23 protein-coding genes are annotated in these 22,476 nt (G+C 71.7%); 15 read left to right on the top strand and 8 right to left on the bottom strand.

The features are described 5' to 3' along the window. Positions 1-229 precede the first annotated feature (229 nt). On the top strand, positions 230-364 hold the full coding sequence (locus AB0K15_RS29610; RefSeq protein WP_364057475.1) for a hypothetical protein: 135 nt from the start codon (positions 230-232) through the stop codon (positions 362-364). A gap of 7 nt (positions 365-371) precedes the next feature. On the opposite strand, the gene AB0K15_RS29605 is transcribed toward AB0K15_RS29610, so the two are convergent. Both AB0K15_RS29605 and AB0K15_RS29600 read right to left on the bottom strand, forming a co-directional pair. Next, entirely contained in the window at positions 372-851 is a 480-nt protein-coding gene (locus AB0K15_RS29605; RefSeq protein ID WP_364057472.1) for a hypothetical protein, read from the bottom strand. 88 nt (positions 852-939) lie between these two features. Continuing rightward, positions 940-1,644 carry a trypsin-like serine protease gene (locus tag AB0K15_RS29600; protein WP_364057469.1) on the bottom strand — a complete coding sequence of 235 codons (705 nt, stop codon included), beginning with the start codon at positions 1,642-1,644 and terminating at the stop codon, positions 940-942. A 250-nt stretch (positions 1,645-1,894) separates the two neighbouring features. On the opposite strand from AB0K15_RS29600, the gene AB0K15_RS29595 reads away from it, so the two are divergent. Beyond that, positions 1,895-2,230 carry a hypothetical protein gene (locus AB0K15_RS29595; protein ID WP_364057466.1) on the top strand — a complete coding sequence of 112 codons (336 nt, stop codon included), beginning with the start codon at positions 1,895-1,897 and terminating at the stop codon, positions 2,228-2,230. Positions 2,231-2,508: 278 nt separating this feature from the next. Beyond that, the gene (locus AB0K15_RS29590) at positions 2,509-2,715 is read left to right on the top strand and encodes a hypothetical protein (protein ID WP_364057463.1); all 207 of its coding nucleotides are present in this window, start codon (positions 2,509-2,511) and stop codon (positions 2,713-2,715) included. Between the two features lie 14 nt (positions 2,716-2,729). On the opposite strand, the gene eccCa is transcribed toward AB0K15_RS29590, so the two are convergent. Beyond that, positions 2,730-6,692, bottom strand: coding sequence for a type VII secretion protein EccCa (gene eccCa / locus AB0K15_RS29585; protein ID WP_364057460.1), 3,963 nt, complete (start codon positions 6,690-6,692; stop codon positions 2,730-2,732). Positions 6,693-6,828: 136 nt separating this feature from the next. On the opposite strand from eccCa, the gene AB0K15_RS29580 reads away from it, so the two are divergent. From AB0K15_RS29580 to eccD, 6 genes are read left to right on the top strand one after another with little or no spacing between them, the layout of a single operon-like run. Then, the gene (locus AB0K15_RS29580; protein WP_364057457.1) at positions 6,829-7,605 is read left to right on the top strand and encodes a WXG100 family type VII secretion target; all 777 of its coding nucleotides are present in this window, start codon (positions 6,829-6,831) and stop codon (positions 7,603-7,605) included. 28 nt (positions 7,606-7,633) lie between these two features. Then, positions 7,634-8,725 (top strand): hypothetical protein, encoded by a 1,092-nt coding sequence (locus AB0K15_RS29575; RefSeq protein WP_364057454.1) that lies wholly within the window; start codon positions 7,634-7,636, stop codon positions 8,723-8,725. 3 nt (positions 8,726-8,728) lie between these two features. Continuing rightward, the gene (locus tag AB0K15_RS29570) at positions 8,729-10,081 is read left to right on the top strand and encodes a hypothetical protein (protein ID WP_364057451.1); all 1,353 of its coding nucleotides are present in this window, start codon (positions 8,729-8,731) and stop codon (positions 10,079-10,081) included. A gap of 3 nt (positions 10,082-10,084) precedes the next feature. Beyond that, positions 10,085-10,588, top strand: a complete 504-nt coding sequence (locus tag AB0K15_RS29565) for a hypothetical protein (protein ID WP_364057448.1) — start codon at positions 10,085-10,087, stop codon at positions 10,586-10,588. Beyond that, positions 10,585-10,908: a YbaB/EbfC family nucleoid-associated protein gene (locus AB0K15_RS29560; protein ID WP_220237990.1), complete on the top strand. Its 324-nt coding sequence runs from the start codon at positions 10,585-10,587 to the stop codon at positions 10,906-10,908. Before AB0K15_RS29565 ends, AB0K15_RS29560 begins: the two co-directional genes overlap by 4 nt. Next, the gene (eccD, locus tag AB0K15_RS29555) at positions 10,905-12,284 is read left to right on the top strand and encodes a type VII secretion integral membrane protein EccD (protein ID WP_364057445.1); all 1,380 of its coding nucleotides are present in this window, start codon (positions 10,905-10,907) and stop codon (positions 12,282-12,284) included. The genes AB0K15_RS29560 and eccD overlap by 4 nt, the downstream gene beginning before the upstream one ends. Here eccD and AB0K15_RS29550 read toward each other — a convergent pair. The 4 genes from AB0K15_RS29550 to AB0K15_RS29535 are packed head-to-tail and all read right to left on the bottom strand — an operon-like array spanning position 12,281 to position 15,202. Then, positions 12,281-13,072, bottom strand: coding sequence for an SAM-dependent methyltransferase (locus AB0K15_RS29550; protein ID WP_364057442.1), 792 nt, complete (start codon positions 13,070-13,072; stop codon positions 12,281-12,283). The genes eccD and AB0K15_RS29550 overlap by 4 nt on opposite strands. Before the next feature lie 13 nt (positions 13,073-13,085). Next, complete coding sequence (locus AB0K15_RS29545; protein WP_364057439.1) at positions 13,086-13,787, bottom strand: GNAT family N-acetyltransferase; 702 nt, start codon at positions 13,785-13,787, stop codon at positions 13,086-13,088. A gap of 44 nt (positions 13,788-13,831) precedes the next feature. Further along, on the bottom strand, positions 13,832-14,092 hold the full coding sequence (locus tag AB0K15_RS29540) for a hypothetical protein (RefSeq protein WP_364057436.1): 261 nt from the start codon (positions 14,090-14,092) through the stop codon (positions 13,832-13,834). A gap of 30 nt (positions 14,093-14,122) precedes the next feature. Then, a complete protein-coding gene (locus AB0K15_RS29535; protein ID WP_364057644.1) occupies positions 14,123-15,202 on the bottom strand; it encodes a type VII secretion protein EccE in 1,080 nt (359 codons plus the stop codon). A 151-nt stretch (positions 15,203-15,353) separates the two neighbouring features. Between AB0K15_RS29535 and eccB the strand changes: the two genes are divergently transcribed. From eccB to AB0K15_RS29520, 3 genes are read left to right on the top strand one after another with little or no spacing between them, the layout of a single operon-like run. Further along, positions 15,354-16,775 (top strand): type VII secretion protein EccB, encoded by a 1,422-nt coding sequence (gene eccB, locus AB0K15_RS29530; RefSeq protein ID WP_364057433.1) that lies wholly within the window; start codon positions 15,354-15,356, stop codon positions 16,773-16,775. A gap of 14 nt (positions 16,776-16,789) precedes the next feature. After that, positions 16,790-17,473, top strand: a complete 684-nt coding sequence (locus tag AB0K15_RS29525) for a response regulator transcription factor (protein ID WP_364057430.1) — start codon at positions 16,790-16,792, stop codon at positions 17,471-17,473. A 1-nt stretch (position 17,474) separates the two neighbouring features. Further along, the gene (locus tag AB0K15_RS29520; protein ID WP_364057427.1) at positions 17,475-18,173 is read left to right on the top strand and encodes a response regulator transcription factor; all 699 of its coding nucleotides are present in this window, start codon (positions 17,475-17,477) and stop codon (positions 18,171-18,173) included. Between the two features lie 343 nt (positions 18,174-18,516). Here the strand turns inward: AB0K15_RS29520 and AB0K15_RS29515 are convergent, their stop codons facing one another. Continuing rightward, a complete protein-coding gene (locus AB0K15_RS29515) occupies positions 18,517-19,311 on the bottom strand; it encodes a carbon-nitrogen hydrolase family protein (protein WP_364057642.1) in 795 nt (264 codons plus the stop codon). 96 nt (positions 19,312-19,407) lie between these two features. Here AB0K15_RS29515 and hisD point away from each other — a divergent pair, with 96 nt between their 5' ends. From hisD to hisB, 3 genes are read left to right on the top strand one after another with little or no spacing between them, the layout of a single operon-like run. Beyond that, entirely contained in the window at positions 19,408-20,733 is a 1,326-nt protein-coding gene (gene hisD / locus AB0K15_RS29510; RefSeq protein WP_364057424.1) for a histidinol dehydrogenase, read from the top strand. Next, positions 20,730-21,848, top strand: coding sequence for a histidinol-phosphate transaminase (locus AB0K15_RS29505; RefSeq protein ID WP_364057421.1), 1,119 nt, complete (start codon positions 20,730-20,732; stop codon positions 21,846-21,848). Before hisD ends, AB0K15_RS29505 begins: the two co-directional genes overlap by 4 nt. After that, positions 21,845-22,444, top strand: coding sequence for an imidazoleglycerol-phosphate dehydratase HisB (hisB, locus tag AB0K15_RS29500; protein ID WP_360605878.1), 600 nt, complete (start codon positions 21,845-21,847; stop codon positions 22,442-22,444). The genes AB0K15_RS29505 and hisB overlap by 4 nt, the downstream gene beginning before the upstream one ends. Positions 22,445-22,476 lie beyond the last annotated feature (32 nt).

Below are 22,476 nucleotides of genomic sequence, written 5' to 3'. Positions count from 1 at the left end.
ACGAACCGAAGGTGTTGTGGTCGAGTGACCGAGGTCTTCAGCTGTGGCACTACGGGGTCGGCCACTTGCAGCTGTCCTTGCAGACTCCATGGTCGGACGACTACCCGGACGTCGTTCGAGTAGCGTTCTCCGGCGTTCGGAGAGTCGAGTTGTCGACGCACTACCGCGGTCCGGTCCGGCTTTTGTCGGTTGATCGGCATGGGTCCTACCCGGAGCATTGGGCGAGCCCGTGAAGCTCATAGAGATCCACGGCGCCGACACCGAGGGCTTTCTGGCGGCCGGCACGATGCGGATCACGCGCGAGACGCGCGAGGGAACAGTGCTCGAGGTCCTCGTGTCGAAGACAATGTCGTCGGAGTGGTAGCAACCGTTCAGGGCCGACCGAAGACTGTTCGGAGGGCCGCGACGTCGGCGAGATCGCGGGGGCGGGGTTCGTAGCCCTCGTGGAACAGGAGTTGCTGCGCCACCGACAGACACGGCACGGTGACGCCGTCGATTGCCCCGGTGACGAAGCAGTCCGTCGGGTAGCGGAAAAGGCCGCCGGAGGAGTCGGCGGCCTGGGTGGCGGAGCCGTCGGCCTCGAAGTGGAGCGGGTGCAGGTCGAGGGATGCGCCGTCGGGGCGGGTGAGGACGAAGCGCACCGGGCGGAAGTCCTCGGACTCGGTGAAGTCGTTCAGTGCCGCGAGAACTGTGGGCTCCTCCTCGGCGCGGTGCAGCAGGTCCAGGTCCGAATGCGCGCGGGTTTCGCGGCCCAGCAAGGCATCGACGCCCCAGCCGCCGGCGATCCAGACGTGGCAGCCGGCGGCGCGCAGACGGGACAACACGTCCAAGGCGATCTCGGCGGTGAGCACGGAACCGAGTGTGCCGAACCGGCCCGGCCGGCGCATCGCAATAACGAGCCGCCCGCCACAGGATGCGGCGGGCGGCTCGACATTGGAATCAGACGCCCGCGGTCTGCTTGATCCAGTCGCGGCTCGCGGCGACGCTGGCGTAGTTCTGCGTGCCGTTCTTGTCGCTGCCCGAGTTCTCACCGGTGGAGCACACGCCGACCTGGACGCCGTCGGCGAGCTGGGGGCCGCCGGAGTCGCCGTGCCAGGAGGCGCCCGTGACGCCCTCGCTGGTGATGGCCGTGCCGTTGAACGCGTCGGTGCCCTGGCCGGTGACCTTCACGTCCGCGGTCTTCAGCGTGTCGGACGGCGGGTTGTTGCCCTCGGTGCGGCCCCAGCCGTAGATCTGGTTGGTGGCACCGGTTTCCGGGTCGGCGTCGCCGAGTTTCATGAACGTCGCGTCCACCGCGGACGACAGGTGCAGCAGCGCGATGTCCCCGTTCGGCGAGGCCTTCTGCTGGTCCACGGCCGCCTCGGTGCCCTGGCCGAGCGCGACGTTGCCGACCTTCACGTGCATGCCCGGCGCGTTCAGGCAGTGCTGCGCGGTGAGCACCCATTGCGCCGTGATGATCGTGCCGGAGCACTCGAACCCGCCGAAGTCCGTTGCGTCGTCCCAGAACACCTGCGCACCCCACGGCGCCGAGTCCACCGTCTCCCCGCCGATGATCCGCGGCCCGGCGCTCGCCGCCCCCGCCGACACCACGCCGAACACCGCGGCCGCCCCCGCCACCACGGCCACTGCCTTCGCGAAACGCATGTGTTGAGCCCCTCCGGTCGATGAAATATTTTCACCAACGTAGGTGGCATGTGGAAACTTGATAACCTACTTCCGTCGGGTCTCGGACCGACGGAAGTAGGGTGCCGGCGACGATCGGGATTCGCGGTTGTGCGGGTCCGTATCGTTGATCTCGTCGGACGCGTGGGTGTCCGGGGTTTGTGGTGAGTGCGTTTCGTTGGCTGGACTGGCTGCCTTGGCCGCGGAAGCCCACGCCCTACACCGTGCCGTGGTGGCGCTCGATCAAGGTTTACGCGGACCGTTGTGGTTCGAAGATCCGGATACGATGGACAACGTCCATCCCGCGTCACCCGAGTTGGGACTGAGCGACGACTTGGTGCGGGGACTGCTGGCATGGCAGGACGAGTTGGACGCCACCTACGATCTCGACGATCCGGCGTCTTCTCCGGGGTTCCCGTCGGAGGCGGCTGAGCACGACTTCCACGCGCGGGGTTGGGAACTCGCACGACGGGTGGGACACGAACTCGACGAAACCTGGGAAGTGACTTACGCCGGTGGCTCACCCTTCCGTGAAGTCGAGATCCCGAACCCGTCGACGCCCTCCTGACGACGCCTCGACAAACACTGCTGAGAGAAAATCGATGACCGACCCCTTCCGCTTCTTCCGGGACCAGCACCTCCACAGCGGCCCGATCTACCGTGCGCCCGAAGACGCGATCGCGAGTTGGCAAGTCCTCGCGGAACAAGTGGCTGAGGAACTCACCCGCATGGGATTCACGGCATCGGTGGTTCCGAAGGGCAACCCGCACGGCTTGCCCTTCGGTGCGCGCATCTGGGTGAACGAGGTCGAGCCTTTCGGCGTGACTCTCGACTGGAACCCCCCCGGTGACGAAAACGCCCGAGTTCGCCGAAAAGGTCCTCAACCAGGATGTGAGTGGGCTCTTCGGGTACGTAGTGAACGCGAAGCAGATCATCATCAGAGCGATGAGCAGCGTGTTGGATGAGGCCGGGTTCCGCGTCCTGATCGATCACGCCGGCGGAAACGCGTACAACTACCGCGTCCTCGAAGCTCCGCACTTTCCGATGGTTTGACCCTGTCGTCCGTCTCAGGACTCCGCCGGTTTCGTCCACGCCACCTGCACCAACCCCGTCCCATGCCGGCGCGACACCAGTGTCCCCCGGCCCGGGGGCTGGGGCGAAGGCTTCACGTCGCCCAGCAAGGGGCCTTCCTCCTTCGTGCCCGACATGATCAGGCCCGGCGAGCCCAGCTCCCGCACCCGCTGCAAGACCGGCTCGTACAGACCGCGCCCAGCCCCACCCGAAGCGCGGGCGATGATCAGGTGCAGGCCGATGTCCCGAGCCTGCGGCAGGAACTCCAGCAGCGGCAGCAAGGGGTTCTTCCCAGCTGTGGCAACGAGTTCATAGTCGTCGATCAACACATACAGATCCGGCCCCCGCCACCAAGACCGCGAGCGCAGCTGCTCCGGGGTCACGTCCGGGCCCGGCAACCGGTTCCGCATGGCCGTGGCGCACTGGCCCACCAGATCCGTCAACGTGTTCTCCGCGCCCGCGTAGCCCAAGAGGTGGGGCTGGTCCACGGCGCCCAACAGGCCACGCCGGTAGTCGCCCACGAGCAGGAGGGCCTCGTCGGGGGAGAAAGCAGCGGAGATGCCCGTAGCGAGGGCCCGCAAGAGAGAGCTCTTGCCCGACTCCACGTCGCCGAAGGCCAGGAAGTGGGGGTCCGCGGAGAAGTCGAGTTCGACCGGGCGCAGGGTCGACTCGGCGATGCCCAGGACGACTCGCCCGGAAGCCGCCGACGGCAGCGACTCCAGCGGCACCTCCGAAGGCAGCAAACGCACCTGAGGAGCCCGGGCGCCAGGCCACGCGGCCGTAACCCGGCGAACCAGGTCCAGGCCACCGGCCCCGATCGTTTCCGGGCGTTGGTCGCCGTCGACGCGGGGCAGGGCGGCCAGGAAGTGCAGCTTCTCGGCAGTCAGGCCGCGGCCGGGGCGGTCCGCGGGAACGTTCAGGGCCACCTTGCGGTCGATCGAAGAATCCGCCGGATCACCCAGACGCAGCTCGAACCGCGTACCGATCGCGTCACGCAGCTGGGCGCGCACGCCGATCCACTGGTTCACCGTCACGATCACGTGGATGCCGAAACCGAGGCCCCGCGCGGCGAGGCCGGTGATCTGTTCCTCCAGCTGCTCGTACTCCTGCCGGATGGTGGTCCAGTTGTCCACGAACAGGAACACGTCGCCGAACTCACGGCCGTCGGTGCTCTCGAGCAAGTCGGCACGACGAGCACGGAAAGCGGCCATCGACTCTAGGCCCTGAGCGGCGAAGAACTCCTCGCGCTGGTCCAGCAACGTCGTCAGCTCGGCGACCACGCGTCGGCACCGTTGGGCGTCGCGGCGGGTCGCGTAGCCCGAGACGTGGGGCAAGCCGGCGATCGGGGCCAGCGCGCCACCACCCATGTCCAGCACGAACAATTGCACTTCAGCAGGCGTGTGCGTCAACGCGAGCATCGCCGCGATGTCCTTCAGCAAAGTCGACTTGCCGCTTTGCGGTGCGCCCACCACCAACGCATTGCCGGCCGCGCCGGAGAAATCGGCCCAGAGCATGTCACGGCGTTGTTCGAAGGGTTTGTCGACCAGGGCGACGGGGATGGTGAGCTTGCCGTTGCCGCCCCAGCCCAAAGGGCACAGGCCGCGGGCGGGGTCGTCGCCCAGGGGCGGCAGCAGTTGGTCCAAAGTGGGCGGTTCGGCCAGCGGCGGAAGCCAGATCTGATGCGCGTCGGGGCCGCGACCCTCCAAACGCGACAACATCGCGCCGATGATGGTCTCGCCGGAACCGGAACCCGCACCCGGCAGCGAAACCTCGGCCGTCGGCCGCGCCGCCAACGGCACCTCCACCGCGTCCAACGTGAACGGCAGCACCCCCACCTGCTGCCCGTCCTCCCGCACGATCGTGCTGCGCGGCGGCAGCTCACCCGACACATACGCGGCCTTGAACCGCGTCAACGTGTCGTTGTCGGACTTCAGGTACGCCGAACCCGGCACCGGCGGCAGGTGGTACGCGTCGGCCACCCCGAGCACCGCCCGGCTCTCCGACGCGGAGAACGTCCGCAGCCCGATCCGGTACGACAGGTGGGAGTCGAGCCCGCGCAGCCGGCCCTCCTCCAGCCGCTGCGAAGCCAGCAGCAGGTGGATTCCCAGCGAACGCCCCAGCCGCCCGATCGCCACGAACAGGTCGATGAACTCCGGCCGCGACGAGAGCAGCTCGGAGAACTCGTCGATGATCACCAGCAGTGACGGCAACGGCTGCAGTGGCACCCCGTCGGCGCGCGCCTTCTCGTAGTCGCGCACCGAGGCGTAGTTGCCGGCCGCGTGCAGGAGTTCCTGGCGCCGCAGCAGCTCTCCGTTCAACGCGTCGGCCATGCGGTCGACGAGGGCGAGGTCGTCGGACAGGTTGGTGATCACCGCGCACACGTGCGGCAGGCCGGTCATGCCCGCGAACGTCGCGCCGCCCTTGAAGTCGATCAGCGCCAGGTTCAGCTTCTCCGACGAATGCGTCACGGCCAGCGCGGTCACGAGCGTGCGCAGCAGCTCGCTCTTGCCGGAGCCCGTCGCGCCGATCACCAGCCCGTGCGGGCCCATGCCGCCCTCGGCCGACTCCTTGAAGTCCAGCTCCACCGGCCGGCCCTCGGGGTTCACGCCCAGCGGGATGCGCAGCCGGTCGCGGGCCGCGCGCGGCGCCCACGTCACGGTCGTGTCCGCGTCGCGCGGGTCGCCGATCCCGAGGAGCCCGGCCAGCCCGAACGTCGCCGACATCGGCTTCTCGCTCACCACGGCCGTGCCCTGGTACAGCGGCGTCAGCGTGCGCGCGAGCGCCTCCGCCGCGCCGCGGTCGAGCTGGTCGGGCGTGCCGAGGAAGCCCAGCCGCGCCTCGGCACCGCCGTCGAGCACGACCATGCCGAGCTGGTCGGGGGCCACGTGCAGGCTCAGCAGCTGCTCGTTCGACGCGGCACGCGGCTGATCGCCGCCGACTTCCAGCACGGTGATCCCGAGCCGGCCCTCCTCGGCGAGCAGCCGCGGCTCGCCCTGCGTGCCGCCGCCGTCGACCACGACCACGACGTGCGGCAGGTCCTGTGCCGTCCCCGGCCGGCGGGTGAACGCGGGACGGTCGCCCAGATCTGGGCCGAGCAGGTCGGCCAGCTCCACCGGCCCGGACGCCACGAGCCGGCGCCGGCCCGTCGCGTCGGTCAGAGCGGGCGCGGTGGCGTGCGGCAGCCATTTCGCCCAGTCCCAGTCGTGCCGCCGGTCCGGGGCCACGCAGAACGCGACGCGCAGGTCGGTGGGGGAGTGGAACGTCACCAGCTGCGCCAGCAGCGAGCGCGTCATCCCGAGCACATCCGGGCGCCGGCCCGAGAGCGTCGCCGCCGCGTACGAGCGCAGCGACAGCGAAACCGGCAGGCCCTCCACAGTGGAGTACGTGCGGATGAAGTACTTGAGATTCGTCGACGAGACCGGGTCGAGGTCCTCCAGCGGCACGGTCTGCGGCGCGCGCAGCGGTGTCGCCAACGGCTGCGGGCCGGTGGCCGCGCGCACGAGCGCGAAGTGTCGGTCGCCGCGGCGGCGGTCCCAGTACTGGCCTGTCTCCACGTACGCCCACAGGTCGGCCGGGTCGGGCTGCTGCGCGATGAGCGCCGCGCGCTGCTCGTCGGCGACCGCGCGCACCTTCGTCCGCAGGCCGGCGAGGTAGCGCTGGTAGTCGCGGCGCTCCTCGTTGATCTGCGCCTTCTTGGCCATCCCGCCGCGCCCGAGCGACATCACGACCATGCCGCCCATCGCGGTCACGAACAGGGCGCCGAAGATCCAGGTCATCACCCCGCCGTCGCGTCCGATGTAGACGAACGACATCGCGCCCATGCCGAGCATCATCGGCAGGAACATCATGAGCTGCACCAGCCCGCCCGAGCCGCTCTTCGGAAGCATCGGCGGGGACTGCAGCATGATCTCCCCGGGCTGCTCGCCGAGCAGGTCGAGGCGGTCACGGGACGGGCTCATACCCCGTATTTTCGCCACCACCGCGGCCGCCCTGGTGGGTACTTTTGCCGTCCGCTCGCAGCCGGGCACGCTTTTACGCTCTGCCGAGGCCACCCTCGCGGGGGAGGCGGCACGACGCACCCAAGGAAGGAGAGCCATGGTCACCGCGGGCGAGTACCGGGCGGAACCCGAGGCCATGCGCTCGATCGTGGGCAACGTCGGCGGCATCGTCGCCCACGGCATCAACGCGGTCGCCGACCTCGAGAAACTCGTGGTCCAGCCGACGTCGTTCGCGGCCTTCGGCAGCGCCGTCGCGGCGGCCAACTCGGCACTGCAGTCGACCCAGGTCACCGCCGTGCGCACGCTGTTGCAGCTGCTGCAGCAGATCAACGGCCTGGTCAAGACCAGCGCCGACGCCTACCAGGCAGCCGACGACGCCGCGGCGAGCGGCTACGGCGGCGGCACCTCCACCACGTCGGCGCCCTCGTCGTCGATCTGGGGCACCCCGCACGCCGGCGAGCTGGCCACCATCGCGATCAACGACAGTGCCGGCGCCCACGGTGAGCCGAGCTCCGTCGGCAACGTGCTGCGCTACCTCGGGGACGCCGACCTCGGCAAGCTGGGCGAGCACCCGATCACCGACGCCCGCTTCCACGGCGTGGCCGACTTCAACGACTGGCTCGCGGGAGACGCCGACAACCAGGCCCGGGTCGGCCTGATCGAGGTCTACGCCGGCACCGCCCGCACCTTCGGCGATGTGCCGGGCGGCGTGCACGCGGGCGACGTCGTGGTGGTCGAACCCCTGCTGTTCGCCGACTCCGGCCCGGTGATCGGCGTGGCCGGCGACGGCGGCGCCCTCTACAACCACGGACTCGTCGACCCCGGCCTCGGCGGCCTGGCCAAGCTCAGCGTCTACCGGCCCGCATCCGTCTGACTCCCGACTCCCGAGCAAGTGAGGTCCGATGCTGACATTCCCGAATTCCAGCGCAATGGACGCCACGGCGTCCTCGGGTGGCCCTATCACCACGCTGCCGCAGATCGTCACCGGGCAGCCGGAGCAGATCGCGAAGCACGTGCTCGACCTGCTGCACAAGGCGAGCGAGTTCGCGTCGCTCTACACCGAGCTGAGCAAGGCGGCCGACCAGCTGGGCAAGGTCTGGTCCGGCGCCGCGTCGGAGACGGCGCTGAAGAAGATCACCGACTCGCTCGACCAGCTCACGAAGATCATCGGGGTGATCGAGAAGGGCGCGCAGCTGCTCGGCGTGTCCGGCACGCTCGTGAAGACGGCGCAGGAGGCCTACCGCTCGGTGGTCTCGGCGGTGAACCCCACCGTCGCTTCGCTCATGTCGAATTGGTGGACCTACGGTGCCGCCGTGGCGCTGTCCACGGCCACGAGCGCTTCGCTGAAGGCGTTCATCACGGCGATCGGCGCGCTGCTCAAGGCGCTCGGCGCGGGTGACCTGGCGAACCAGATCACGCAGGTCGCGCAGATCATCGGCGAGATCGAGAAGCTGTTCCACGGCGGGGACACCGGGTCGGCCGCCGCGGCTGGGGCCACGGGAAACACGGCCGTGTCGAGCACACCGGTCACCGCTCCGCAGGCGCCGCCGTCGGTGGCGAGCGCGGCCGGGCAGCAGGCGATCGCCGGGGGCACCGGCGGCGGGGCGACGGCGCCGGCCGGGCAGCCGTCGTTCATCAACTACACCCCACCCGCGCTGGCCGGGACCACGGGCACCACCCCGACCACGCCGGTGACGGCCAACGGCACCCCGCTCGACCCGTCGAACAGCTGGATCGCCGTCGACCCGAGCACCTCGGTTCCGGGCGCGGCCCCGAGCACCACGCCGATCACGCCCCCGGCCGGCGGAACCGGCGGTACCGTCAGCCCGATCGCCCCGGCCGGGGCCAACGAGGTCGTGATCCACACCGACCTGTCCACCGGCCAGTCGACCGTCGAGGCGCCTGCGGGCCAGGACCTCGACATCGACCTCGACCTCACCTACGACGGCCGGCACTTCCAGCAGCACGTCGGCATCGACGCGAAGGGCGCCTAGGCCATGGCCGTCGACGCCTCCGGGGTCGTCAGCTCGGTCCTGTCGTCGTATCGACAGGTGCTGGTCGAGTACCAGCGCCGGGTCACGGGCGACCCGGCGGCGCTGAACACCGCTTCGCAGCAGTGCGGCACGCAGGCGTCGACGGTGTCGGGCAAGGCGACCGAGATCTCCCAGGCGGCCAAGGCCCTGCACACCGACTGGGACGGCGCCGCCTACACCGCCTACGCCACGGCCGCGCAGAAGTCCGCTGACGAGCTCACCGAGGACGGCACCAAACTGGCCGATCAGGCGCAGCGGCTCGCGAAGGCCGCGCAGCTGCTGCAGTGGGCCCGCCAGGCGCTCGACTCCGTGCTCGCGCAGTTCGACCAGTACGGCGCGCAGCTCACCAGCCAGGCCAAGGCCGCCACCCCGAACGCCGTCGGTGCGTTCATCTCCGCCGCGCGCTCGCTCGGCGAACAGGCCGTCGCGATGGCCGAACAGGTGGCCGACGAGCTTTCCGAAGCGCTGGCACAGCTTTTCCCGCCCGAAGGTGTCGGCCGGCTCGAACACGAGCTCGGCAAGTGGAGCACCGGCGCGCTGAGCTGGCTCAACGGCGAACCCCTCGACGGGCGCAAGCGGCCACGCACCGTGCCCTCGTGGTTCGGCAACTCCGGCTGGAAGAAGCTCACCTGGGACGGCCTGCAGGGCACCCGCGCGCCGAAGAAGGCCGACACGCCGTTCGGGCAGCCGGAGCCGGAAACCCTGAAGGACAAGGCTTTCAAGAACACCGAGATCACCTACTACAAGACCCAGCACGACCAGGACTGCCTTTCCCCGGAGTACGACGGGAAAATCACCTCCGAGGGCTGGGACGCCAAGGCCTCGGGCCACGCCCAGCTCGCCGCGCTCGACAAGACCGCGGACGGCAAGCTCGAGTACGGCGTCGCGGAGGCGCAGGGGAAGGCTTCGGTCTTCGCCGGCGGTGAGGTGAGTGGTTCGGCGCAGCTCGGTGCGCACGGGCTGGGGCTGCACGGCAACGCGTTCGTCGGCGGCAAGGTCGAGGGCGAGGTGTCGGCCGACGTCGCCGGTGTCGGAGTCGGCGCCAACGGCACGCTGCAGTACGGCCTCGGCGCGCAGCTCGACGGCCAGGCCGTGTACGACGCGGGGCACATCAAGGTGAACTTCAAGGCGGGTGTCGCGCTCGGCCTCGGCGCGGGCGTCGGGGCCAAGATCGACATCGACCTGCCGAAACTGGGACACACCATCGGCGAATACGGCGGCGCGGCGGTCGACGCCGTCGGCAGCGCCGCGAACGAGGCGGCGGACTACGTCGGCCACACCTGGGACGACGCCGTGAACTACGTGGGGTCGTGGTGATCGATGCCTGCTGACACCGTCTCGCTCCCGCTGGGTTTCGACGTCCCCGAGGGGTGGACGCCGCTCGACCCGGCGGGGGCGGGCGCGCCGGGCGTCGCGTTCGTCGCGGTGCACCCCGAAGCGGGCTTCACGCCCAACATCACGCTCGGCGTGCGCCAGCGTCCCGACCCGGCGACGCTGGCAGAGATCGCCGACGAAGCCGTGGAACGCCTGGGCCGCACCATGGCGCTGCTCGACGTGGTGAGCCGCCACGACGTCGGCAACGCCACCGCGCCCGGCCTCACGCAGGTGCTGCGGATGCGCACCGGCGAGGGCACCGACCTCGTGCAGACACAGGTGCACCTCACCGTGCCGGGCGCCGACGGGCCGGTCGGGCGCGTGGTGCTGGAGCTCGTCTTCACCGCCGAACCCGGGGCCGCGCAGCGCCTCACCCCCGACTTCCGGAAGTTCGTCGCCAGCGTGCACATCCGCCGCAATCACCCCGCAGGAGAAGGAGAACAGCTGTGACCGACCCGTACGCCGTGCCGGACATGGACGAGCTGCTGGCGCAGGTCCGCCGGCAGACCGAGGAGGTGCAGCGCATCCAGCGCTCGGTCGAGGCCATGGAGGTCAAGGCGGCTTCGCGGCAGAACGAGGTCACGGTGTCGCTGCGCGGCGACGGCCGCTTCACCTCCATCGACATCGACCCGCGCGCGATCCGCGAGTACGACGCGCGCAACCTGTCGGAGATCGTGCTCGAGGCGGTGAACGCGGGCCTGCAGAAGCTGGCCGAGGCGAGCAGTGCGAAGTTCGCCCCGGTGATCGAGGCGTCCAGGTCCGTGCAGTGAGCGCGCCGGCGCTGGCCGGGTCCACCCGGCGCGTGACGATCGTGACGCCGCGCGCCCGCGTGGACGTCGCGTTGCCGCAGCAGAGCACGTTCGCGGAGCTCGTGCCGCAGCTCGTGCGGCTCGCCGGTGCGACGGGCCAGGCCGCGGCCGAGCACCCAGGGTGGGTGCTCTCGCGCCTCGGCGGCGCGCCGCTCGCGCTTGGGCTCACCGTGGCCGCCGCGCAGGTGCGTGACGGCGAGGTGCTGCACCTGACTCCGCGCGAACGTCCACGTGGTCCGCTGCTGTTCGACGACGTGGTGGACTCGATCGCGAGCGTCGGCGACGGCGCGTCCACGGCGTGGGGCCCTCGCGTCGCGCGGCGCGCGGGCATCGCGGCGGCGGTGGTGCTGCTGGCGGCTGGTGGGCTGCTCGTGCAGGCGTCGACGGCGGGCAGCGTGCTGGCGCCGATCGCGACGGGGCTGTTGTCGCTGATCCTGCTGCTCGGCGGCGGCGCGTTGAGCCGCGCCTACGGTGACTCGGGCGCGGGTGCGGCCGGCGCGGTGGCGGGGGTGTTCGTCGCGCTGCTAGCGGGGATGTCGATCCTGCCGCCGCACGGGGTGTTCTCGTTGTCGGCCGGTCCGCTGGCCGCCGGTTTGGCCGCGGTGACGGTGTACGGCGTGCTGGCCGCGGTGTCGGTGGCCGACCGGCTGCCAATTTTCGTGGCCATCACGGGTTCGGCCGGTCTTGGTGCGTTGACGACCGGCGTGGTGTTGCTGTCCGGGGTGAAGCCGGTTGCCGCGGCGGCTGTCGCGGCGGTCTTGGCGACGGCGCTCGCGGCCGTGGCGCCGATGCTCGCGCTGCGCCTGGGCCGGCTGCCGCTGCCTCGGGTGCCGGACGACATGGAATCGTTCCGGGCCGACGAACAGCCCTCGCTCGGCGCGGAGGTCATCGGCCGGACCACGTACGCGCAGATGCTGCTGACGGCGTTGCTCGTGGCTTTGGGCCTCGTCGTCCTGGCTTCGGCGGTGACGCTCGCCGCGTCGGGCGGACCGTGGGAAGCGGGGCTGGCGGCTTTGGCGGGCGTGGCCTGGGTGCAGCGTTCGCGTTCGTACGCGGGCCGGCTGCAACGCCTGGTGCTGGCCGGTTTCGGCGTCGTCACGGTGCTCACGGCGGGCGCGTGGCTGATCGCGGCCGACGACCGCGTGCTGCTTCTCGCGGCCGGTGCGGCTGTGCTGATCGCCGCGGTGGTCTGCCTGGTGTACGCGACGCGGGTGGCGAAGGGGGTGCGCTCGCCGTACTGGTCGCGGTTGCTGGACGTGTCGGAGTTCCTGGTGCTGCTGGCGCTGGTGCCGTTCGTGGGGATGATCGCGGGGGTGTACGAAGCCGTGCGCGGCTAGTTAACCGCGGTCACGAAGTCGGTGCGGCCGGGGACGACGCCTCCGGGCTGGGGGTGGAGGCGGCCGTGGTTCGCGTCCGCCGCTCCCGGTGCGGTGAGGTGGTCCGCGGTCCAGCCGCCGGCTCGGACCAGCCCGGCCGGGTCGTCGGAGCCGAACGGCGGTGGGAAACCGTTGCCGGCGCACCACTTGCGGTAGGGCTGCATCGCGGGGGAGTCGAGGCCGGTGGTGCCGGTGACGTCGGCCGCGAAGCGGCTGCCCGGTGCGCAGAGCTGTGCGGCGGTCTTCAGCACCGTGGCGATCCGGTCTTCGGCGAGGTAGAAGAACAACCCTTCGGCGAGCCACAGGGTCCGCGCGCCGGATTGGTGGCCCGCGTCGAGCAGAGGTGTGGCCCAGTCGGTGATGAGGTCGGCCGCGACGGTGTGGCGGCGGCACCTCGGGGTGGCGTGCGCGAGGACGGGTTCCTTGGTGGCGAACACTTCCGCACGGTCCACTTCGTACCAGTCGAGGGTGGCCGGCAGGTCCAGCCGGTACGGGCGGGTGTCGAGGCCCGCGCCCAGCAGCACGACCTGCATTACGTCCTGTGTCGCCGTGGCCAGGTCGTCGAACCAGCGGACGCGGACGGGGAGGTACGGGTTCTCGCCGCCGGTGGCGCGTTCGGACGCGGCCATTGTCGCGAAACCGCGCTCTCCGGCCAGCTCCCGGGCGAAGGGGTCGTCGAAGAACCGGTCCGCGCGCTCGGACTCGCGCGCGCGGACGGCGGCGATCCAGAACGCGCTGCCCACCGTCATGCCGACAACCTACCTAGGACCACCAGGTGGCCGAGCCGACCGTCGTGAAGCCGAGCGAGTCGTACAGCGGTTTGCCGGGTTTGGCGGCGGTCAGCGTCACCGTGCGTCCGTCCACTTGGGACAGCACGGTGTGCATGAGGGCGCGGCCGACGCCGCGGGAGCGGTGGGCCGGCAGGGTCGTGACCCAGTAGAGGCCGACGGCCGCGCCGTCGTCGATGACGAGGCAGGCGCCGGCGGGTTCGTCGTCGCGGGTGACGAGCCAGGTGGTGACGCCGTCGCGCTCCAGCAGGGCGGGCGGGAAGACCTCGCCGCGGACGTAAGGCTGGTGGCGCCCGAGCGGAAAGCCGTGGACGACCACGTTTTCCACCGTCGCGAGCAGGTCCGGGGTCTCGACGCGGAGGGCGCTGCGCTGACCGAAGCCGGGGCCCGTGCGGGTCATCACGGGCAGCTGCCGCGAGGTGAGGCCCAGCGGCGACATGTCGACAGTGCCGTACGCGTCTTCGACCAGGACCGTCGGCGCGTTCTTCGCCAGCTCGGTGAGCTCGGCGACGTCGTCGGCGCTCGGCGTCGCGGTCCGCAGCACGATTCGCATCCCGCTGCGCTCGCTGCCGTGCACGCACACGAACCCGGGCCGCGTGGTCACGGCGTGGCCGCGGCTCTCGGCGACGATCGTCCAGAAGGCGGCCGCGTTCGCCACCGCGAGGTCCAGCGTCATGCGTTCGACCCTAACCGGCCGGTGGCACTCTCAGAAGGGCCGATTCAGGCCCCGAGCGGAGGGCCAATCGGGCTGGCGGACTTGAGCGTCCGGAGCACCGGCGCCGTCTCGCAGGTGCGGATGCCCTCGATCGTGCCGAGGCGTTGCGTGAGGTACCGGTGCAGGTCGACGGGTTCGGCCGCGGGCCTGCTCAACGCGGTGCAGCAGCTGGGCGCCACCCTCGGCGTCGCTTCGCTCGGCAGCGTGTTCTTCGCCGCGGGCGCGCCCGCCGCGTGCTGGGTGGCGGCGGCGCTGCTGGCAGCCACGGTGGTGACGGGCGTGGGAATGACCCGCGATCAGGTCAGCGCGAGCGGCAACGTCCGACGGACGGCGGCTTCGTGACCCCCGTGCAGTGGAACGGCCGAAACCCCGTGCACCACCGGTGGTTCGGCACCCGACCGGGCCCCCACGCGCAAGGTCACGTCGATGCGTTCGCGGCCGCCCGGGGTGCGGCGGAGGGTGGCGGACGTGGCGGTGAACGCGGCGTCCGGCACGGCGAGGCCGAGGATGCGGGGCAGGTCGCGCGTCGAGCGGGGGCGGTAGCAGGACTGGGTGGCGCCGGCCCAGGACCAGGCGCGCCAGCCGTCGCCGTCGGTTTCCAGGGGCACCGGGGAGGCGGGGACGCCGAGGGCGACGCGCAGTTCCGCGGTCAGCTCGCCGGCTTCGAGCACAGTGGACGGATAGCCCGCCTCGGCCAGCGCGACCATCAGGCTCAGCGCCGCGCTCGCCGTGCTGCGCAGCGCGCCGAGCTCGCCGCCGCCGCGGGCGAGGGCGGCTATGGGGGCGTCTTCGGGGCGATAGCGGACGGCGAGCCAGCGCGCGCGGTAGACCTGCGCGCCGCGGGGCACGGCCCAGGTGAGCAGTTGCACGGCGGCGAGCGGGATGTCGGTGCCGTGGAAGGATTTGCGCAGGATGGCGAGCAGCGCCTCGGCCGGGGGCTCGCTCGTGCCGGGCGTGAGGCGGACGATGGCGCTCCAGTCGCCGTCGACCTCGGCGACGCCGAAGCGGTTGCCGGCGCGGTCCACGTGCTGGCGCACCCGCACGGGCCCAGCGACGCGATGCAGCGGGTCGGGGCTGTCGCGGCGGCTGTCGTGGCGCCGCAGGCGGTAGCCGAGCCACGCACCGGCCCACGCGGCAAAGTGGCGGCCGCCGACGCGCACCGACGTGGTCAGCACCAGTACTCCCGCGACCGCTGCCACGCCGATCCGCACAGGCTGCTCGACGCCGTCGACGGCGAACACCAGCAGCACCGTGATCGCCGCGAGCTCCCACAGCCCGGCCTGTACCGGCCGGATCGGCAGCAGCCACGGCAACGCGGCGGTGCCGGCGCGCGAAGCCGGCACGGTCACGGCCGCCGGCGCCGGCGGTGCTGACACGGACACAGAAGTCCCCTTCCCCGGGCGGTAGCGGCGACGCTAGCGCTCCACACACCGGCGTGTGGGCGTAAAAATTACCCTCGTCCTCCGCGCCCGCGCGCTCCTACGCTCGCGCCCGGAACAGGAGCGAGGGGCAGGGGGCCGAAGCAGCGTGTGGACGCAGCGGGACCAGATCCAGGCCTACCAGTTCCTCCGGCGCAGGCTCGTCTCCGCGCTCGTGGCCGCCGACGCCAACCACCCCGTCTCGCCCAGCCGCCGGCTCGTGCTCGGCACGGTGCTGGGCCTGGCCGCGGCGCTGCTCGTGACGGCGGTCTTCGGCGTGATCGGCCTGCTGAACCCCTCGGGCGGCAAAGACTGGCTGGCCGGCGGGCACGTGATCGTCGAGGAGGGCACGGGCGCGCGGTTCGTGCTCGGCGCCGACGGCGCGGTGCACCCCGTCCTCAACTACGCCTCGGCCCGCCTGCTCGCGGGCGGCAACGGTGACGCGACCGTGTCCGTGTCCTCCACCGACCTCGGCACCGCCCCGCGCGGCACGGAGATCGGCATCTCCGGCGCCCCCGACTCCCTGCCGGCCACGACCGCGCTCGTCTCGGCGCCGTGGACGAGCTGCAGCCGCACGACGCAGGACGCGCCCGCGTCGGCCGAACCGCTCGTGGCGGTGGTGCTCGGCGCGCCGGCCGCGGGGACGGAGCTGCCGCGCGGCTCGGGCGTGATCGTCCGCCTTCCCTCGGGCGGGCGTTACCTCGTGACGGACGGGCGTCGCTACCAGCTCAGCGACGAAGCCGCGGCCGCGCTGCAGTTCGACAGCTACCCGACCCTCGCCGTGTCGTCGCGGTGGATCGACACCGTGCCCGCCGGGCGCGACCTCGGCGAGATCGCCGTGCCCGGCGCCGGTGCCCCCGGTCCGCGCGTCGGCGGGGTGAACACCCGCGTGGGCGAGGTCCTCGCCGTGGTCGACGCGATGGCCAGCGCCGGCGACGCCACCTCGTACTACCTCGTGCACGCCGACGGCCTCGAGCCCGTCGGCCAGACGGAGGCGAGCCTGCTCGTCACCACCCCCGACAACGACGCCGCGTACGACGGCAACCCCGCGCCGGTGCGCGTACGCGCGGCCGATGTCGCTGCGGTGCCGAAGGTCGCGGCTTCCCGGGCCGGCGGCGCGGATCCCGCCGCCTACCCGGACCGGATCCCCGGCAAGGCGCCGATCACCGGCTCGTCGGTGACGCTGTGCGCGCAGGGCGGGCGGATCTTCGTCTCCGCCGACGTGCCCGTGCCGCCGGGTGGGCGCGCACTGCCCGTCACGACGCGGCGCGACGCCCGCGTGGCCGACGAGGTGTACGTGCCGCCCTCGGGTGGCGCCGTCGTTTCCGACACGGGCTCCGGTACGACCTACCTGGTCACGGACCTGGGGAGAAAATATCCGGTCGCGACCGCCCCGGCGCTCGCCTCGCTCGGTTACGGTTCCGTGGCCAGGCAAGCGCTCGCGAGCGGTCTCCTGGCACTGGTGCCGACGGGACCCGCGCTGGATCCGGCCACGGCCGGGCAGCCGGTGCCGTCGGGTGGAACGGGGTGAGCGAGTCGGTGCACATGACAGAGGAACGGCCACGCGCCGAAGAGACGCAGTCCGCCCGGATCCGGGTGGCGGTGATCGAAGACCATCCGCTGTACCGGCGGTCGGTGGAGCGTGTGCTCGCCGAGTCGCCGGACATCGAGCTGGGGGCGGTCGTCGACTCCGTCGCGCGCTTCCACGTGGAACGCCAGCCGCCGGGTTCGGTCGTGCTGCTCGACCTAGGGTTGCCGGGCGTCGCGGGCGCGGCCGCCGTGCTGGAGGTGTGCGAGCTCGGGCACCACGTGCTCGTGGTCTCGGCGCAGGCCGAGTCGGAGCAGGTGCTCGCCGCGATCTCCGCCGGGGCCAAGGGGTTCCTGTCCAAGGACGTGGACGTCGACGAGCTGCTGACCGCCATCCGCGCGGTGGCCGAGGGTGGTTCGTACGTGTCGGCCGTGGTCGCCGGGATGATCATCAAGGACAACACCGAGCGGCCGGTGGCGCGGCCCGAGATGGAGCTCTCGCCCCGCGAGGAGCAGGTGCTGCGCCTGGTCGCGGCAGGCGAACGCGACATCGACATCGCCGCCATCCTCGACATCGGCGTCCGCACCGTACGCGGCTACCTCGACCGCATCCGCGACAAGACGGGCGAACGCCGCCGGCCGGGCCTGGTCAAGGAGGCCATCCGCCGGGGCCTGGTGGGCGGCGCGGGAAGGACTTCGTGACATGACCGACGCTGGGGGAGGCGCCGCGGCGGGCTCGGCCGCGACGGACCGCGCCGCGGAGGACTCGGCCGCGACCGACCGCATCCGCGTCGGCGTGATCGAGGACCACCCGCTCTACCGCGACGCCGTCGCCAGGGTGCTGACCGAGGCCCCGGACATCGAGCTCGGCGCCGTCGCCGACTCCGTCGCCCGCTTCGCCGTGCAGGAGCAACCCGCCGGCAGCGTCGTCGTCCTCGACCTCAAACTCCGCGGCGTCCAGGACGCGGCCGCCGTCCTCGAGGTCGGCCACATGGGCCACAAGGTCCTCGTCGTCTCCGCCCACGCCGAACAACCCGAAGTCCTCGGCGCCATGCAGGCCGGCGCCAAGGGCTTCCTCTCCAAGGACGTCGACGGCGACGAGCTCCTGCGCGCCATCCGCACCATCGCCCAGGACAACGCCTACGTCTCACCCACCTTGGCCGGCATGATCATCCAGGACAGCGAAGACCGCCACGCGGGCCCCAAGATCGTCCTGTCCGAACGCGAAAAACAGGTCCTGCGCCTGGTCGCCGCCGGCGAACGCGACGTCGACGTGGCCGAGATCCTCAACATCAGCGTCCGCACCGTGCGCTCCTACCTGGACCGCATCCGCGACAAAACGGGCGAACGCCGCCGCGCGGGCTTCGTCCGCGTGGCCATCCGCGAAGGCCTACTCCGCTAACGCCCCGCCCCCCGAACGCCACATCGGGGCGCTCGGTCACCACCCACCGCCACCCGCCCACCCGACTCACCACCCACTCAGGCCGCGTCCACCCTCGCAACCGCCGCCCACCCGCGCGACGCAACCCTGCACCCAGCCCCTCCCCGGCACCCCGATCCGAAGCCTCCTTGCGGCCGGCGAGCCGTTGTCAAGGCACGCTTTCCCGCCTTGACAACGGCTCACCGGCCGTCAACACAATCCAGCTTCGGGGTGCACCCCCAACCGCCACACGCCCCTGCGAAGGACCCGAAGGACCGAGGACCCACCCCAACCGCAACACGCCCCCGCGAAGGACCAGAACCCCTCACAACCTCCGATTAGCCAACGCCCCAGTAGCCCCCCGAGCCTTCCCCGCCACCCCGGGATCCACCTCCACCACCACCGTCTCCGGCACATCCCCCAGCTCCACCAGCACCCGCCCGAACCCATCCGCCACCACGGAATGCCCGATCCCCGTCGGCGCCTTCGGATTCACCTCGATCCCCGAAGCAGCGGGATCAGCCTGCCCGCACCCCACAACCCAGCACCCGGAATCCAACGCCCGAGCCCGCACCAGCACCCGCCACTGATCCAGCTTCCCCTCGCCCGCACCCCACGACGTCGGCACCAGCACGATGTCCGCGCCGTGGTCCGCCAACTGCCGGAACAGCTCCGGGAACCGCATGTCGTAACACGTCGCGACCCCGAAGACCGTCCCCTCGACCTCGAAGGTCACCGGACTCTCCCCAGGCGCCACCGTGTCCGACTCCGCGAACCCGAACGCGTCGTACAGGTGGATCTTGTCGTACCCCAGCCGCTGGCCGAGCCCGGTGATGAGCAGCGTGTTCCGCACCCGCCCGTCGTCGGCCGGGGTGAACATCCCCGCCACGACCAGCACCCCGTGCTCGTCCGCGATCGCGGACACGGCCGAGGCCCACGGCCCGTCCAGCGGCTGCGCGACCGGCGCCAGTGGCCGGCCGAAGCGGGCCATCGTGGCTTCGGGGAACACGACGATCCGGGCGCCGTCCGCCGCCGCGGCTTCGACGCCGGAGCGAACCAGTTTCAGGTTGTCCTCCGGAACGTCGCCCGAGTTCAGCTGGCACAACGCGATCCGCGGCACGGCGGCCTCCTTCATGGCTTCCCTCATCGTGGGACGGCAAGTCACCACCGAGTATCCCTGCCCGGACGCCGAGAGCCACCTCGTACCCTGGTCACCATGCTGAACCGCACCGACCTGCGCGGGCAGGTCCCGACCGCCGCCGAACTGCGCGCCGCCCTGCCGCGCGCCGAATACGACGTGGACGCGGCGCTGCATCACGTTCGGCCGGTGGTGGAGGCGGTCCGCGACCGCGGTGTGGAGGCCGTCCTCGAGTACACCGAGCAGTTCGACAAGGTCCGCCCGGCGGCTGTGCGCGTGCCGGTGGGCGAGCTCACCAAGGCCCTCGAAGCGCTGGACCCGCAGGTGCGCGCCGCACTGGAGGAGTCGATCAGCCGCGCTCGCAAGGTGCACGCCGACCAGCGCCGCCAGGACGTGACCACGCAAGTGGTCCCCGGCGGCACGGTCACCGAGCGCTGGGTGCCGGTGGAGCGCGTGGGGCTGTACGCGCCGGGCGGGCTGGCCGTGTACCCGTCCACCGTGGTCATGAACGTCGTCCCGGCGCAGCTCGCGGGCGTGCGCTCGCTGGTGGTCTGCTCGCCCCCGCAGGCGGCCTTCGGCGGCCTGCCGCACCCGACGATCCTGGCGGCCGCCGCGCTGCTGGGCGTCGACGAGGTGTGGGCCGTCGGCGGCGCGCAGGCCGTGGCGCTGCTCGCGTACGGCGGCACGGACACCGACGGTGCCGAGCTCGCCCCCGTGGACATCGTCACCGGGCCGGGCAACATCTACCTCACCGCCGCCAAGCGTCTCGTGCGCGGCGTGATCGGCATCGACTCCGAGGCCGGGCCCACCGAGATCGCGATCCTCGCCGACGAGACGGCCGACCCCGTCCACGTGGCGGCCGACCTGATCAGCCAAGCCGAACACGACCCGCTCGCCGCGAGCGTGCTGGTCACCACGTCGGAGGAGCTCGCCGACGCGGTGGACAAGAAGCTCGCCGAGCGCGTCGCGGCCACCAAGCACAGCGAACGCGTGGGGCAGGCGCTGGGCGGCAAGCAGTCCGGCATCATCCTGGTGTCCACTGTGGACGACGGCCTGCGCGTGGTCGACGCCTACGCGGCCGAGCACCTCGAGATCCAGACCGCCCACGCCCGGGAGGTCGCCGGCCGCGTGCGCAACGCGGGCGCGGTGTTCGTCGGGGCCTACGCGCCGGTGTCGCTCGGCGACTACTGCGCCGGCTCCAACCACGTGCTGCCCACCGGCGGCTTCGCGCGGCACTCGTCGGGCCTGTCGGTGCAGAGCTTCCTCAAGGGCATCCACGTGGTCGACTACAGCGAGGACGCGCTGCGCGAGGTCGCCGGCCGCGTCGTCGCGCTGGCCGACGCCGAGGACCTGCCCGCCCACGGCGAGGCCGTGACCGCCCGGTTCGCGGGGGAGGGCCGATGACCGAGGAGACCCCGGCCGTGCCCGGCGCCGAGGTGACCCTCGACGCCCTGCCGCTGCGCGAGGACCTGCGCGGCAAGAGCCCCTACGGCGCGCCGCAGCTCGACGTGCCCGTGCGGCTCAACACCAACGAGAACCCGTACCCGCCGCCGCCGGAGCTGGTGGCCGACGTGGCCGAGGCCGTGCGCGCCGAAGCCGCTTCGCTGCACCGCTACCCGGACCGCGACGCCGTCGCGCTGCGCACCGAGCTCGCCGACTACCTCACGGTGTCGACCCGCGTGGTGCTGTCGGAGGCGAACGTGTGGGCCGCCAACGGGTCCAACGAGATCCTCCAGCAGATCCTGCAGGCCTTCGGCGGGCCGGGCCGCAGCGCGCTGGGCTTCGAGCCGTCGTACTCGATGCACCCGATCATCTCCTCCGGCACGCGCACGGAGTGGGTGCCGGCGCCGCGCCGGCCCGACTTCACGCTGGACACCGCGCGCGCCGCCGAGCTGGTGGCCGAGCGGCAGCCGGACATCGTGTTCGTGACGAGCCCGAACAACCCCACCGGCGGGTCGATCCCGCTGGAGCAGCTGCGCGGGGTCCTGGAGGCGGCGCCGGGCATCGTGGTGGTGGACGAGGCCTACGCCGAGTTCTCCTCGCAGGCCAGCGCGGTCCAGCTGATCGCGCAGTACCCGGCGAAGCTGATCGTCTCGCGCACGATGAGCAAGGCGTTCGCTTTCGCCGGCGGACGGCTGGGTTACCTCGCGGCCGCGCCGGCCATCGTCGACGCCCTGCAGCTCGTGCGCCTGCCCTACCACCTGTCCCGGCTCACGCAGGCCGCCGCGCGCGCCGCCCTGCGCCACGCCGACGCCACGCTCGCCACCGTCCACAAGCTCGCCGCCGAACGCGACCGTGTGGTGGAAGCCTTGCTGGGTCTCGGGTTCACGCCCGTGCCGAGCGACGCGAACTTCGTCCTCTTCGGACCGTTCGCCGACGCGAAGGCGAGCTGGCAGTCCTACCTGGACCACGGCGTGCTGATCCGCGACGTCGGCATCGAAGGCCACCTGCGCGTGACCATCGGCACCCCGGAAGAGAACGACGCGTTCCTCGAGGCGAGTAAGGAAGTACCGCGATGACCCGCATCGGCAAGGTGGAACGCACGACCAAGGAGTCGTCGATCCTGGTCCAGCTGGACCTCGACGGCTCCGGCCAGGTGGAGATCTCCACCGGCGTGCCGTTCTACGACCACATGCTCACGGCGTTCGGCGTGCACGGCTCGCTGGACCTCAAGGTCGAGGCCACCGGCGACATCCACATCGACGCGCACCACACCGTCGAGGACACCGCCATCGTCCTGGGCCAGGCCCTGCGCCAGGCGCTGGGCGACAAGAGCGGCATCCGCCGTTTTGGCGACGCGTGGATCCCCATGGACGAAACCCTGGCCCACGCGGCGATCGACGTCTCGGGCCGGCCGTACTGCGTGCACGTGGGGGAGCCGGAGCAGTTCAACACCTTCACGATCGGCAACAACTACCCGTTCGTGCTCACGCGCCACGTGTTCGACTCGCTGTCGTTCCACGCGCAGATCGCGTTGCACGTGCGCGTGATCCACGGCCGCGACCCGCACCACATCGCGGAGGCGGAGTACAAGGCCGTCGCGCGGGCCCTGCGCGCCGCGACCGAGCCCGACCCGCGTGCGGGCGGCATTCCGTCCACGAAGGGCGTTCTCTAGGAAAAGCTCCCCGAGGCCGGCACCACGCCTGG

Source organism: Amycolatopsis sp. NPDC049253 (assembly GCF_040678995.1).
GTDB lineage: Bacteria > Actinomycetota > Actinomycetes > Mycobacteriales > Pseudonocardiaceae > Amycolatopsis.
The sequence above is the reverse complement of the archived record's forward strand: the minus strand, read 5'-3'. Positions and strand labels throughout refer to the sequence as shown.

Bases quoted from the DNA above. Each gene is read 5' to 3' on its own strand.
- eccCa (WP_364057460.1), bottom strand. From the start codon at position 6,692: ATGAGCCCGTCCCGTGACCGCCTCGACCTGCTCGGCGAGCAGCCCGGG.
- AB0K15_RS29580 (WP_364057457.1), top strand. From the start codon at position 6,829: ATGGTCACCGCGGGCGAGTACCGGGCGGAACCCGAGGCCATGCGCTCG.
- AB0K15_RS29525 (WP_364057430.1), top strand. From the start codon at position 16,790: ATGACAGAGGAACGGCCACGCGCCGAAGAGACGCAGTCCGCCCGGATC.
- hisB (WP_360605878.1), top strand. From the start codon at position 21,845: ATGACCCGCATCGGCAAGGTGGAACGCACGACCAAGGAGTCGTCGATC.
- AB0K15_RS29575 (WP_364057454.1), top strand. From the start codon at position 7,634: ATGCTGACATTCCCGAATTCCAGCGCAATGGACGCCACGGCGTCCTCG.
- AB0K15_RS29520 (WP_364057427.1), top strand. From the start codon at position 17,475: ATGACCGACGCTGGGGGAGGCGCCGCGGCGGGCTCGGCCGCGACGGAC.
- AB0K15_RS29505 (WP_364057421.1), top strand. From the start codon at position 20,730: ATGACCGAGGAGACCCCGGCCGTGCCCGGCGCCGAGGTGACCCTCGAC.
- AB0K15_RS29545 (WP_364057439.1), bottom strand. From the start codon at position 13,787: ATGACGCTGGACCTCGCGGTGGCGAACGCGGCCGCCTTCTGGACGATC.
- AB0K15_RS29550 (WP_364057442.1), bottom strand. From the start codon at position 13,072: ATGACGGTGGGCAGCGCGTTCTGGATCGCCGCCGTCCGCGCGCGCGAG.
- AB0K15_RS29570 (WP_364057451.1), top strand. From the start codon at position 8,729: ATGGCCGTCGACGCCTCCGGGGTCGTCAGCTCGGTCCTGTCGTCGTAT.
- AB0K15_RS29600 (WP_364057469.1), bottom strand. From the start codon at position 1,644: ATGCGTTTCGCGAAGGCAGTGGCCGTGGTGGCGGGGGCGGCCGCGGTG.
- AB0K15_RS29565 (WP_364057448.1), top strand. From the start codon at position 10,085: ATGCCTGCTGACACCGTCTCGCTCCCGCTGGGTTTCGACGTCCCCGAG.
- hisD (WP_364057424.1), top strand. From the start codon at position 19,408: ATGCTGAACCGCACCGACCTGCGCGGGCAGGTCCCGACCGCCGCCGAA.